Genomic DNA, 12,250 nt, shown 5'->3' with positions numbered 1-12,250 from the left:
TCAGCCGAGCTGCTCGCCGACGGCCTGCTCGACCAGCCGCAACGCGTCGTCGATCGCGTCGGGCCTGGTGCCACCGCCCTGCGCGACGTCGTCCTTGCCGCCACCGCCACCCCCAAGCGCCTTGGCGGCGACGCCGACCAGTCTCCCGGCCTTGAGCCCGCGCTCGCGTCCCGCCTCGTTCACCGCGGCAACCACCACGGGCCGGTCGGAGGGGACTCCGGCGATCACGATGACCACCGGACGGTCGGCCGGGAACCTCCCGCGCACGTCAAGCGCGAGCTTACGCAGATCGTCGGCGCTGGTGCCATCAGGCGCGCGGTGTGTCACCGCGGAGACTCCGCGCAGGTCGGCAGCCTGCGCGGCGAGCTCGCCCGCCACCTGGAGCACCTGGGCGGAGCGCAGCTTCTCCAGGTCCTTCTCGGCGGTGCGCAGCCGGGTGACGATGCCCTCGATGCGCTCGGGCAGCTCCTCGCGGCGCGCCTTGAGCTGCTCGGTGAGCTGGGCGACCAGCAGGCTCTCGCGCGCCAGGAAGCGGAAGGCGTCGATGCCGACCAGCGCCTCGACGCGGCGCACGCCCGCGCCGACCGACTGCTCGCCGAGCACCTTGACCAGGCCGAGCTGGCCGGAGCTGTGCACGTGGGTGCCGCCGCACAGCTCGCGCGAGTAGTCGCCGATCTCGACCACGCGGACCTCGTCGCCGTACTTCTCGCCGAACATCGCCAGCGCGCCCATCGCCCGCGCCTCGGCCTGCGAGGTGTAGAAGGCGTTGACCTTGAGGTCGTTGATCAGGACGGCGTTGACCTCGTCCTCGACGTCGCGCAGCACGCTCGGCGGGACCGCCCCGGCCGCGGTGAAGTCGAAGCGGAAGCGGCCGGGCGAGTTCTCCGAGCCGGCCTGGGCCGCCGACTCGCCGAGCGCGTTCTTGAAGCCGCGGTGGACCAGGTGGGTGGCGCTGTGGCTGCGCGAGATCGCGCGGCGGCGCTCCAGATCGATCTCCGCGTGCGCCTCGTCGCCCGCGCGCAGCTCGCCGGAGCGGACCTTGCCGCGGTGCACGACCAGGCCGGCGACCGGCGTCTGGACGTCGTGGATCTCCACCTCGGCGCCCGCGGTGCGGATGACGCCCTGGTCGGCGAGCTGGCCGCCGCCCTCGGCGTAGAAGGGGGTGCGGCCGAGGACGACCTCGACCTCGGTGCCCGCGCCCGCCGCCGGGACCGAGACGCCGCCCGACAGGATGCCGATGACGGTGGTGTCGGCCTCGGTCTCGTCGTAGCCGAGGAACTCGACCTTGCCCGCGCTCTCCAGGAGCTGCCCGAAGACGGAGATGTCGGCGTTGCCGGTCTTCTTCGCCGCCGCGTCGGCCTTGGCGCGCTCGCGCTGCTCCTTCATCAGCCGGCGGAAGCCCTCTTCGTCGACCTTGAGCCCCTGCTCGGCCGCCATCTCCAGGGTGAGGTCGATGGGGAAGCCGTAGGTGTCGTGAAGCTGGAACGCCTGGTCGCCGGAGAGCGTCGTTGCGGACTTGCGCTTGGTCTCCTCGACGGCCACGTCGAAGATCGCCGTGCCGGTGCGCAGCGTGCCGAGGAACGACGCCTCCTCGGCGTCGATGACCCCGTGGATCTGCGGCGCGTCGACCTTGAGCTCGGGATACTGCTCGCCCATGACGTTGATCGCCACGTCGGTGAGGGTGTGCATGTAGCGCTCGTCACCGGAGCCGAGCAGCCGCAGGTTGCGCACCGAGCGGCGCAGGATGCGGCGCAGCACGTAGCCGCGGCCCTCGTTGCTGGGCAGCACGCCGTCGGCGACCAGCATGGTGCCGGTGCGGACGTGGTCGGCGATCACGCGCAGGCTCACGTCGGTGCGCGGGTCGCTGCCGTAGCGGCTCTTGGTGAGCTCGGCCGCCTTGTCGAGGATCTTGTACGTGGTGTCGATCTCGTAGATGTTGTCGACGCCCTGCAGGATCGCCGCCATGCGCTCCAGGCCCATGCCGGTGTCGATGTTCTTCGCCGGCAGCTCGCCCGCCACGTCGAAGTCGACCTTGGTGCGGACCTGGCTGAGCTGGTACTGCATGAAGACGAGGTTCCACACCTCGAGGTAGCGGTCCTCGTCGGCGACCGGCCCGCCTTCCTTGCCGTACTCGGGGCCGCGGTCGTAGTAGATCTCCGAGCAGGGGCCGCCGGGGCCGGCGACGCCCATGTGCCAGTAGTTGTCCTCCAGGCCGCGGCGCTGGATGCGCTCGTCCGGCAGCCCGACCTTGTTGCGCCAGAGGTCGTAGGCCTCGTCGTCGTCCAGGTAGACGGTCGCCCAGAGCTTCTCCTCGGGGAAGCCGAAGCCGCCGTCGGACTCCGAGCGCGTCAGCAGCTCCCAGGCGAACGGGATCGCCTCGGCCTTGAAGTAGTCGCCGAAGGAGAAGTTGCCGAGCATCTGGAAGAACGTGGCGTGACGGGTGGTCTTGCCGACCTCGTCGATGTCGGGGGTGCGCACGCACTTCTGGGCGGTGGCCAGCCGGGACGCCGGAGGCTTGCGCTGCCCCAGGAAGTACGGCTTGAACGGCACCATACCGGCCGGAACCAGGAGAAGCGTGGGGTCCTCTGCGATCAGGCTGGCCGAGGGCACTACTTTGTGCCCACGCTCCTCGAAGAAGCGCAGGAAGCGGCGCGCGATCTCTGCCGACTCCATGGTGGCCATCCTTTGCTTTAGTGGTTGTCTTCAGCGTTGTCGAGACCGAAGCGGGCCCGCAACTCGATTTCGCGTCCGGCGGCCTCGCCGAGCGCGTCGGAGGTAAAGTCTCTCACCCGCACGAGCATGCCCGCGGCGCCGTCGGCGGTGCGGCGGGCGATGTGGTTGGGGTGCAGCGCCTGCAGCCTGCGCATCACCCACAGCGTGATGAGCGCGCCGAGCGACAGGTAGAACAGCCGTCTGATCATCGCCGTGATCACCGCCGCCCGGCCTTGCGCGGCCTGCGGGCCTCGATGGCCCTGCGGACGCCGTAGCTCAGCGACGACACCTTGATCAGCGGCCCGGTGAAGACGGTCTGGGTCACCGCGCTCAGCTTGGCGGCGTGCCCGCTGACCTGCTTGACGTCCCTGGCGATGGCCTCGACCGCGACGAGCTGCCGGTTGGTCTCGTTGACCGTGACGCTCATGTCGTCGAGCAGCGGCGTCAGGCGCGCGTTGAGCTCGGAGACCGCCTTGGTGGTCTCGGTGAGCAGCCTGGCGAGCTTGACGAGCACCATGGCGAGAACGCAGACCAGGACGATCCATCCCGTGGCGGCGATCAGCCCGGCGACCTCTCCAGCGGTAAGCATCCGCTCATCTCCCTCGTACGCTGGGCCGGAACGCCAAGACCCTATCGCGTCCCGGGGACGAGGTCGGTGAGGACATGTCAGGACGGGTCCGATCCCCTGAGGAACTCGCGGATCTTTCCCCAGCGTCCGGCGACCGGCGCCTCGGCTCCGTGCGTGGTCGGCTCGTAGTAGCGGCGCTCGCGCACCTGCTCGGGCGCGTAGTGCTGGCGGACCAGGCCGTGCTCGAAGTCGTGCGGGTACTTGTAGCCCTCGCCGTGGCCCAGCTTGGCGGCGCCCGGGTAGTGGGCGTCGCGCAGGTGGCCGGGGACCTGGCCGATGAGGCCGCGCCGCACGTCGCCGACGGCCGCGCCGATGGCCTTGACGACGGCGTTGGACTTGGGCGCCAGCGCGCAGTGGATGACGGCGTGCGCCAGGTTGATCTGGCCCTCGGGCAGGCCGATGAGCTGCACGGCCTGGGCGGCGGCGACGGCGGTCTGCAGGCAGGTGGGGTCGGCCAGGCCGACGTCCTCGGAGGCGAAGATGACCAGGCGGCGGGCGATGAACCGGGGGTCCTCGCCGGCCTCGATCATCCGGGCCAGGTAGTGCAGCGCGGCGTCGGCGTCGGAGCCGCGCATCGACTTGATGAAGGCACTGATGACGTCGTAGTGCTGGTCGCCCTGCCGGTCGTAGCGGACGGCGGCCTTGTCGGCGGCCTTCTCCACGACCTCGACCGTGATCTCGTCGTCGAGCAGCGCGGCGGCCTCCAGGTAGGTCAGCGAGCGGCGGGCGTCGCCGCCGGCCAGCCGGACCAGGTGCTCCAGCGCCTCGTCGGCGAGCGTGGCGCGCCCGCCGAGCCCGCGCTCGTCGGAGACCGCGCGCCGCAGCACGGCGGCGATGTCGTCGTCGGTCAGCGACTCCAGCGTGAGCAGCAGCGAGCGCGACAGCAGCGGCGAGATGACGGAGAAGGCGGGGTTCTCGGTGGTGGCGCCGATGAAGGTGACCCAGCGGTTCTCCACGGCGGGCAGCAGCGCGTCCTGCTGGGCCTTGTTGAAGCGGTGGACCTCGTCGACGAACAGCACGGTCTGGCGGCCGGACATGCCGAGCTGGCGGCGGGCGTCGTCGATGGCGGCCCGGACGTCCTTGACCCCGGCCGAGACGGCGGAGATCTCCACGAAGCGCCGCTTGGTGACGTTGGAGACCACGTAGGCCAGCGTGGTCTTGCCGGTGCCGGGCGGTCCCCACAGGAACAGCGACATCGGCGCCTCGCTCTCGACCAGCCGGCGCAGGGGCGTGCCGGCGCCGAGCAGGTGGCGCTGGCCGATCACCTCGTCGAGCGTGCGGGGCCGCATGCGGACCGCCAGAGGCTGCGGCGTGGCCTCCTCAGCCGCTGAATCGAACAGACTCTCCACATCGCGAGTTTACGCGCCCGCCGCCACCGGTCGTCCCGGGTCGCGTCCGTGGTCAGCGCCGTCGAGTCACTGCGGTGAGTTTTCGTCACTTACGTCCGGCACATCGCGGGGCCGGTAGCATTCGCGGAGTTATTTGGTCATGTGTCAGCAAAGATGGAGGACATACCGGTGAGCGGCGACGACGACGACCGCCAGAGCCAGCTGGCTCGCGAGCACAAGGAGCGGCAGGCGCAGCGCGCGGCGGGCCAGGCGTCCAAGGCCAGGCGCAACACCTTCATCGGCGCCGGCGTGGCCGTGGCCGTGGTGGCGGGCGGCATCTTCGCGGTGACCACCCTCGTCGGCGGCGACGACAAGCAGACGGTCGCGGCGGCGACCACGCCCACGGCCTCCGCCACGCCCTCGCCGCCGGTGACCGAGATGCCGTCGCCCACGGCGACGCCGACCGGCCCCGTGACGTGCGACTACAAGAAGGACACCTCCGGTGTCCCGGTCAAGTACGTGGGCATGCCGGGCAAGAAGCCCAACATGAAGCTCTCGAAGATGACGATCACCACCAACCACGGCGACATCGTCATCCAGGTCGACCCGGCGGTCACGCCGTGCTCGGTCAACTCGATGGCCTTCCTGGCCAAGAAGGGCTTCTACGACAACACCAAGTGCCACCGCCTGGTGACCCCGGAGACGTCCGGCCTGTTCCTGCTGCAGTGCGGCGACCCGAAGGCCAAGGCCGACGGCAAGAACCCGACCGACGGCCAGGGCACGGCCGGCTACGTCTTCCGTGACGAGGCCGCGGGCCTGGTGCCGTACACGAAGGGCGTGGTGTTCCTCACCCAGCCGCAGGACGCCGCCGGGCAGAACAGCAGCCAGTTCGCCATCTCGCTCTCGGACGAGAACGCCCAGATCGACCCGGTCTACTCGGTGCTCGGCATGGTCCAGTCGGGCCTGGAGATCATCGAGAAGGTCGCCAAGGACGGCGTCATCGTCAACGAGAACGACATCACCGGCGACGGCGGCTCCACGGCCCCCAAGACGCCGATCATCATCAAGAAGGTCACCCTCACCTGACGAGCGGCGACGGCAACGACAACGGCAGGCGTCCCGTCGGACGCCTGCCGTTGTCATGCGCGCCGGAGGCTCAGCTCTCCTTGGGCTGGGCGTCGACGCCCGCCTCCTTGCGCTGGACGCCGGTGATGGGCGTGGGCGCGCCGGTGAGCGGGTCGAAGCCGGAGGCGGTCTTCGGGAACGCGATCACGTCGCGGATCGAGTCGCCGCCCGACAGCAGCATGCAGATCCGGTCCCAGCCGTAGGCGATGCCGCCGTGCGGCGGCGGGCCGTACTTGAACGCCTCCAGCAGGAAGCCGAACTTGCTCTCCGCCTCCTCCTTGGAGATGCCGAGCACGTCGAAGACGCGCTGCTGCATCTCGGCGCGGTGGATACGGATGGAGCCGCCGCCGATCTCCATGCCGTTGCAGACCATGTCGTAGGCGTAGGCCAGCGCCTCGGCCGGGTGGTCCTGGAAGTTGTCGGCCCATTCGGGCTTGGGGCCGGTGAACGGGTGGTGCACGGCCGTCCAGCCGCCCTCGCCGTCCTCCTCGAACATGGGCGCGTCCACGACCCACAGGAACGACCACTGCGACTCGTCGATGAGCCCGCAGCGGCGGCCGATCTCCAGCCGGGCCGCGCCGAGCAGGTCGCGCGAGGCGCCGCGGGCGCCGGCCGCGAAGAAGACGGCGTCGCCCGGCTGCGCGCCGACCTTCGCCGCCAGGCCCGAGGTCTCGGACTCCGACAGGTTCTTGGCCACCGGGCCGCCGAGCGTGCCGTCCTCCTGGACGAGCACGTACGCCAGGCCCTTGGCGCCGCGGCTGCGCGCCCACTCCTGCCAGCCGTCGAGCTCCTTGCGCGTCTGCGAGGCGCCGCCGGGCATGACGACCGCGCCGACGTAGTCGGCCTGGAAGACGCGGAACGACGTGCCGGCGAAGTAGTCCGTCATCTCGACGAGCTCCTGGCCGAAGCGCAGGTCGGGCTTGTCGGAGCCGTAGCGGGCCATCGCGTCGGCGTAGGTCATGCGGGGCAGCGGCATGGGGATCTCGTAGCCGAGGATCTCCCGCCACAGCCTGCCGATCAGCTTCTCGCCGACCTCGATGACGTCCTCCTGGTCGACGAAGGACATCTCGACGTCGATCTGGGTGAACTCCGGCTGACGGTCGGCGCGCAGGTCCTCGTCGCGGTAGCACTTGGCGAGCTGGTAGTAGCGCTCCAGCCCGGCCACCTGGAGCAGCTGCTTGAACAGCTGCGGCGACTGCGGCAGCGCGTACCAGTTGCCCGGCTGCAGGCGCACCGGCACCAGGAAGTCGCGCGCGCCCTCGGGCGTGGAGCGGGTGAGCGTCGGCGTCTCGACGTAGACGAAGCCGAGCTCGTTCATCACCTCGTTGGCCAGGTAGGTGGCCTTGGAGCGGGTGCGCATCGCGGCGGCGACCTGCTGGCGGCGGATGTCGAGGTAGCGGTACTTCAGCCGCGCCTCCTCCGACACCCCCACGTTGCCCTCGATGGGGAACGGCAGCGGCGCCGACTCGCTGAGCACCTCGACCGTCTCGGCCACGACCTCGATCGCGCCGGTGGGCAGCTCGGGGTTCTCGTTGCCCTCGGGCCGCACCCGTACCAGGCCGGACACCTGCACGCAGTATTCGGCGCGCAGGTCGTGGGCGTGGTCCTCCTCGCGGAAGACCACCTGCGCCGAGCCGGAGGCGTCGCGCAGGTCGATGAAGACCACGCCGCCGTGATCACGGCGGCGGGCCACCCATCCTGCGAGCGTCACCTGCTGCCCGGCGTGCTCCTCGCGGAGCTCCCCGGCCTTATGCGTGCGGATCACTGCACTTTCCCCTTCAAGACGTCGACGACCTGGGCCAGCGGCACCTCGGTCTGCTCAGCGGTGGTCAGGTCTTTCACTTGCGCGGCCCCGGCGGCCAGGTCACGCTCGCCCAGGATGAGCGCGAACCGGGCGCCCGAGCGGTCGGCGCCCTTCATCGCGCCCTTGAGCCCCTTGCCGCCGAAGGCCATGTCGGCGCTGACGCCCGCCCCGCGCAGCTCCGCGACGAGGTGGAACATCCGGCGGCGGGCGTCGTCGCCCAGCGCGACACCGTACACCTGGACGCGGCCTGGCGCGGTCTCGGGCAGCAGGCCCTCGGCCTCCATCGCCAGGAACGTGCGGTCGACGCCGAGCGCCCAGCCGACGCTGGGCAGCGGCGGGCCGCCGAGCATCTCGCTGAGGCCGTCGTAGCGTCCGCCGCCGCCGATGGCCGACTGCGAGCCGAGCCCGCCGTGCACGAACTCGAACGTGGTGCGGGTGTAGTAGTCGAGGCCGCGCACGAGCTTGGGGTCGTCCTCGAAGGCGATGCCGGAGGCGGTCAGCAGGGACCGGACCTCCTCGTGGTAGGCCTTGCAGCCCTCGCACAGGTGGTCGACGATCAGCGGCGCGCCGGTGAGCTGGGCCTGCACCTCGGGCCGCTTGTCGTCCAGCACGCGCAACGGGTTGATCTCGATCCGGGCGCGGGTGTCGTCGTCGAGGTCGAGGCCGCGCAGGAAGTCCTGCAGCGCCGCCCGGTAGACGGGCCGGCAGGTCTTGTCACCCAGCGAGTTGAGCAGCAGCCGGACGTTGCGCAGCCCCAGCGCGGCGAAGCCCCGGGCGGCCAGCACGATCAGCTCGGTGTCGAGCGCGGGGTCCTCGGTGCCGAGCGCCTCCGCGCCGACCTGCCAGAAGTGCCGGTAGCGGCCCTTCTGCACGTTCTCGTAGCGGAACTGGCTGCCGGAGTACCACAGCTTGACCGGGAGCTGCCCGGCCTGCAGGTTGTGCTGCAGGACGGCGCGCACCACGGACGCGGTGCCCTCGGGCCGCAGGGTCAGCGAGCGGCCGGCCTTGTCGGGGAAGGTGTACATCTCCTTGGAGACGATGTCGGTCGACTCGCCTACGCCCCTGGCGAACAGCTGCGTGTCTTCGAAGACGGGCGTCTCGACATAGCCGTAGCCCGCCAGCCGTACCGGGGCGACGAGCGCCTCGCGGACGGCGAGAACCTGCTCGGAGCGGGGTGGCAGCCAGTCGAACGTGCCCTTCGGTGCTTGGAAAGTCATCAGATTCCTCGTGTGGGACCGGCGTGCGGCGCGGCCTCCTTGAGATAAGGATTGGTGGCGCGCTCGTGGCCGATCGTGGTCTGTGGTCCGTGGCCCGGCAGGACGACCGTATCGTCAGGCAGCGTCAGGCACTTGGCAGCGAGGCTGCGCAGGATCGTCGGATAGTCACCGCCCGGCAGGTCGGTGCGGCCGATGGAGCCGGCGAACAGCAGGTCACCCGCGAACATGATCTCGTCAGCGGGCAGCCTGAAGCTCACCGACCCCCTGGTATGGCCGGGCGTGTGGTCGACGGTGAACTCCATGCCGGCCAGCTCCAGCACGGCGCCGTCGGACAGCTCGCGGACGTCGTCGGGCTCGCTCAGCGTGATGCCGCCGAACAGCGACGCGCTCGTCGGCGACCAGCCGGCCGCCGGGTCGCTCAGCAGGTGCCGGTCCTCGGGGTGGATCCAGGCGGGGACGTCGCGCGCGCCGCAGACCGGGGCCACCGACCACACGTGGTCGAGGTGGCCGTGGGTGAGCAGGACCGCGACCGGCTTGAGGCGGTGCTCGCGCAGCAGCTCCTCGACTCCCTCGGTGGCGTCCTGACCTGGGTCGATGATGACGCACTCCTCGCCCGCAGCGGGCGCGACGGCGTAACAATTGGCCTGGAAGGCCCCTGCGGGGAAGCCGGCGATGAGCATCTGCCTCAGCTGATCTCGTCAAAAATGCCAATGGGAATGTAACCGAAGGGTACCGGTGCGGGTCGCCGGGCTGCGAATCATTACCCGTTGGCCGATACGATTCGCCCACCTCAGTTGATTGACTATGGGAGGCAAAGCGGTGGCCACGGGGAAGGACCGGCAGAAGCAGCTGGCACGCGAGCACTACGAGCGGCAGATGCAGCGCCGCCTGGAGCGTGAGCAGCGCAACAAGCGCACCGCGATCATCGGCTCCACGGTGGGCGTGGTCGTCGTGGTGGGCGGCATCGTCGCCGCGGTGGCGATGCTGGGCGGTGGCGACTCCGCGACGGAGGCAGCCAGCACCCCGACCGCCTCCGCGCCGCAGGAGACCGCCTCCGCGGCCGCGCAGCCCAAGCCGTACGATCCGGCGACCGGCACGTGCGGCTACGTCGCCGACACGGCGGGCGGACAGGTCAAGGACGTCGGCATGCCGCCGGCGGAGGTGAAGCTCAAGCCGGCCACCAAGACGATGACGCTGGAGACCAATCTCGGCGACATCGTGGTGACGCTGGACAACGCCAAGGCGCCGTGCACCGTCAACTCGCTGGACCACCTGGCGAGCAAGAACTTCTACGACGGCAGCAAGTGCCACCGGCTCGGCAACGACAAGTTCCCGATGCTGCAGTGCGGCGACCCGAAGGCCAAGGCCGACGGCAAGGCCCAGGGCGACGGCTCGGGCGGGCCCGGCTACGTGATGGTCGAGGAGAACCTGGAGGGCGCCACCTACAAGCGCGGCGTGATGGCGATGGCCAAGACGCAGGCGCCGGGCTCGACGGGGAGCCAGTTCTTCCTCGTGTACGGCGACATCGGTCTCACCCCCGATTACACACCGGTGGGTACGATCACGAAGGGGCTCGACATCCTGGACAAGGTGAACAAGGCGGGCGTCATCGGCGATTCGGGTGATGGGACCGGAGCTCCCAAGGAAACCGTCGAAATCAAAGACGTGACAATCAGTGGCAAGAGCTGACGTAATACAAACTAGGGACGAAGAGTCCCGAAGGGTCTGATGGAAAGTGCGGGAGGACACGGTGAGCACCGACCCGTGGGGCCGGGTAGACGACGACGGCACCGTCTACGTGCGTACGGCTGAGGGAGAGCGGGCCGTCGGGTCCTGGCAGGCCGGCGAGCCCGAAGAGGCACTGGCCTACTTCCATCGCAAGTACGACGAACTGGCCGGCCAGGTCCAGCTCCTGGAGCAGCGCGTGCGCGGCACCGACCTGGCTCCGGCGCAGGCCGAGGCCAGCATCGTCAAGCTGCGTGAGGCGGTCTCCGACGCGCACGCCGTCGGCGACCTGGGCGCGCTGACGGCCCGCCTCGACACCCTCTCGGAGCTGGTCGCCCAGCGCCGCGAGGAGGTCAAGGCGGCGCGTGAGCAGGCCCGGGTCGAGGCCAGGGGCGTCAAGGAGCGGATCGTCGCCGAGGCCGAGCGCATCGCCGACGAGACCACTCACTGGAAGTCCGGCGGCGAGCGGCTGCGCCAGCTCGTCGAGGAGTGGAAGGCCGCCGACCGCATCGACCGGGTCACCGAGGCGCAGCTGTGGAAGCGGCTCTCGGCCGCCCGCACGGCCTTCGCCAAGCGGCGCAAGCAGTACTTCGCCGGGCTCGACGAGCAGCGTGAGGGCGTGCGCGCCGCCAAGGAGGCCATCGTGGCCGAGGCGGAGGCGATCGCCGGCTCGACCGACTGGGGCGAGACCGCGGCCGTCTACCGCGACCTGATGCAGCGCTGGAAGAGCGCCGGCCGCGCCTCCCGCGAGGTCGAGGACGAGCTGTGGGCGCGCTTCAAGGGCGCCCAGGACCAGTTCTTCCAGGCGCGTTCGGCCGTCTTCGCCGAGCGTGACGCCTCGCTGGCCGCCAACGCGGAGGTGAAGCAGGAGCTGCTGATCGAGGCCGAGAAGCTGCTCCCGGTCACCGACGTGCGCGCGGCCCGGGCGGCGCTGCGCAACCTGCTGGAGCGCTGGGAGGCCGCCGGCCCGGTGCCGCGCGAGCAGCGCGACCGGCTGGAGGGCGGGCTGCGCAAGGTCGACGACGCCGTGCGCAAGGCCGAGGACGCCGAGTGGAAGCGCTCCAACCCCGAGGCCCGCGCCCGCGCGCAGAGCACGGTCGACCAGCTCCGCACCTCGATCGAGCAGCTGGAGAAGCGGCTGGCCAAGGCCCAGGCCAACGGCCGGGCCAAGGACGCCAAGGAGGCCGAGGAGGCGATCATCGCGCGCCGCTCCTGGCTGGAGGAGGCCGAGCGCACGCTGGCCGAGTTCAGCTGACGCGCGTGGACGAGATCCGGTCCGCCGTCCCCGGCGACTATGACGCGATCGCGGCGGTGGTCGACGAGTGGTGGGGGCGGCCGATACTGCCCGTGCTCCCCCGGCTCTTCCTCGACCACTTTCACCGCACGAGCTTCGTCGCCGAGGGGCCGGCCGGGCTGGCCGGCTTCCTCGTCGGCCTCGTCTCGCCGTCGCTGCCCGGCGAGGCGTACATCCACTTCGTCGGCGTCAGCCCGCGCGAGCGGGCGGCCGGCCTGGGCAGGCGCCTGTACGGGCGCTTCTTCGACCTGGCCCGTGAGCACGGCTGCCACGTGGTCAGGGCGATCACCTCCCCCGTCAACACGGCGTCGATCGCCTTCCACCGGCGTCTGGGATTCGAGGTGAGCCCGCCGGTGCCCGGCTACAACGGCCCCGGTAACGACCTGGTCACGTTCTCCCGGCAGCTCTGAGACCTAT

At 70.6% G+C, this 12,250-nt stretch carries 11 protein-coding genes; 4 read left to right on the top strand and 7 right to left on the bottom strand.

The window, feature by feature from the left end:
* The 4 genes from alaS to KME80_RS08400 form a co-directional block, all read right to left on the bottom strand.
* Positions 1-2,673 (bottom strand): alanine--tRNA ligase, encoded by a 2,673-nt coding sequence (alaS, locus tag KME80_RS08415; protein WP_219502195.1) that lies wholly within the window; start codon positions 2,671-2,673, stop codon positions 1-3.
* Between the two features lie 17 nt (positions 2,674-2,690).
* Positions 2,691-2,921 (bottom strand): hypothetical protein, encoded by a 231-nt coding sequence (locus KME80_RS08410; protein ID WP_219502194.1) that lies wholly within the window; start codon positions 2,919-2,921, stop codon positions 2,691-2,693.
* An 8-nt stretch (positions 2,922-2,929) separates the two neighbouring features.
* A complete protein-coding gene (locus tag KME80_RS08405; protein ID WP_049568533.1) occupies positions 2,930-3,301 on the bottom strand; it encodes a DUF948 domain-containing protein in 372 nt (123 codons plus the stop codon).
* A 77-nt stretch (positions 3,302-3,378) separates the two neighbouring features.
* Positions 3,379-4,629 (bottom strand): replication-associated recombination protein A, encoded by a 1,251-nt coding sequence (locus KME80_RS08400; RefSeq protein WP_246644345.1) that lies wholly within the window; start codon positions 4,627-4,629, stop codon positions 3,379-3,381.
* Positions 4,630-4,857: 228 nt separating this feature from the next.
* On the opposite strand from KME80_RS08400, the gene KME80_RS08395 reads away from it, so the two are divergent.
* Positions 4,858-5,754, top strand: coding sequence for a peptidylprolyl isomerase (locus KME80_RS08395; RefSeq protein ID WP_219502192.1), 897 nt, complete (start codon positions 4,858-4,860; stop codon positions 5,752-5,754).
* A 70-nt stretch (positions 5,755-5,824) separates the two neighbouring features.
* On the opposite strand, the gene aspS is transcribed toward KME80_RS08395, so the two are convergent.
* Genes aspS through KME80_RS08380 form a run of 3 tightly spaced genes read right to left on the bottom strand, consistent with a single transcriptional unit; the run spans position 5,825 to position 9,494 of the window.
* On the bottom strand, positions 5,825-7,558 hold the full coding sequence (aspS, locus tag KME80_RS08390; RefSeq protein WP_219502191.1) for an aspartate--tRNA ligase: 1,734 nt from the start codon (positions 7,556-7,558) through the stop codon (positions 5,825-5,827).
* A complete protein-coding gene (hisS, locus tag KME80_RS08385) occupies positions 7,555-8,814 on the bottom strand; it encodes a histidine--tRNA ligase (protein WP_219502190.1) in 1,260 nt (419 codons plus the stop codon). Before hisS ends, aspS begins: the two co-directional genes overlap by 4 nt.
* Positions 8,814-9,494 carry an MBL fold metallo-hydrolase gene (locus tag KME80_RS08380; protein WP_219502183.1) on the bottom strand — a complete coding sequence of 227 codons (681 nt, stop codon included), beginning with the start codon at positions 9,492-9,494 and terminating at the stop codon, positions 8,814-8,816. Before KME80_RS08380 ends, hisS begins: the two co-directional genes overlap by 1 nt.
* A 139-nt stretch (positions 9,495-9,633) precedes the next feature.
* On the opposite strand from KME80_RS08380, the gene KME80_RS08375 reads away from it, so the two are divergent.
* The 3 genes from KME80_RS08375 (at position 9,634) to KME80_RS08365 (ending at position 12,243) form a co-directional block, all read left to right on the top strand.
* On the top strand, positions 9,634-10,503 hold the full coding sequence (locus KME80_RS08375; RefSeq protein WP_308125660.1) for a peptidylprolyl isomerase: 870 nt from the start codon (positions 9,634-9,636) through the stop codon (positions 10,501-10,503).
* A gap of 61 nt (positions 10,504-10,564) precedes the next feature.
* Positions 10,565-11,794 (top strand): DUF349 domain-containing protein, encoded by a 1,230-nt coding sequence (locus KME80_RS08370; RefSeq protein WP_219502179.1) that lies wholly within the window; start codon positions 10,565-10,567, stop codon positions 11,792-11,794.
* The gene (locus KME80_RS08365) at positions 11,791-12,243 is read left to right on the top strand and encodes a GNAT family N-acetyltransferase (protein ID WP_219502278.1); all 453 of its coding nucleotides are present in this window, start codon (positions 11,791-11,793) and stop codon (positions 12,241-12,243) included. The genes KME80_RS08370 and KME80_RS08365 overlap by 4 nt, the downstream gene beginning before the upstream one ends.
* Positions 12,244-12,250: the final 7 nt, after the last annotated feature.

Source organism: Nonomuraea ceibae, from assembly GCF_019396325.1.
GTDB classification, from domain to species: domain Bacteria; phylum Actinomycetota; class Actinomycetes; order Streptosporangiales; family Streptosporangiaceae; genus Nonomuraea; species Nonomuraea ceibae.
The sequence above is the reverse complement of the archived record's forward strand: the minus strand, read 5'-3'. Positions and strand labels throughout refer to the sequence as shown.

What these genes read in the sequence shown, in the direction of transcription:
- alaS (WP_219502195.1), bottom strand. Translation starts at nt 2,673, where the DNA reads ATGGAGTCGGCAGAGATCGCGCGCCGCTTCCTGCGCTTCTTCGAGGAG.
- KME80_RS08410 (WP_219502194.1), bottom strand. Translation starts at nt 2,921, where the DNA reads ATGATCAGACGGCTGTTCTACCTGTCGCTCGGCGCGCTCATCACGCTG.
- KME80_RS08405 (WP_049568533.1), bottom strand. Translation starts at nt 3,301, where the DNA reads ATGCTTACCGCTGGAGAGGTCGCCGGGCTGATCGCCGCCACGGGATGG.
- KME80_RS08400 (WP_246644345.1), bottom strand. Translation starts at nt 4,629, where the DNA reads ATGCGGCCCCGCACGCTCGACGAGGTGATCGGCCAGCGCCACCTGCTC.
- hisS (WP_219502190.1), bottom strand. Translation starts at nt 8,814, where the DNA reads ATGACTTTCCAAGCACCGAAGGGCACGTTCGACTGGCTGCCACCCCGC.
- KME80_RS08380 (WP_219502183.1), bottom strand. Translation starts at nt 9,494, where the DNA reads ATGCTCATCGCCGGCTTCCCCGCAGGGGCCTTCCAGGCCAATTGTTAC.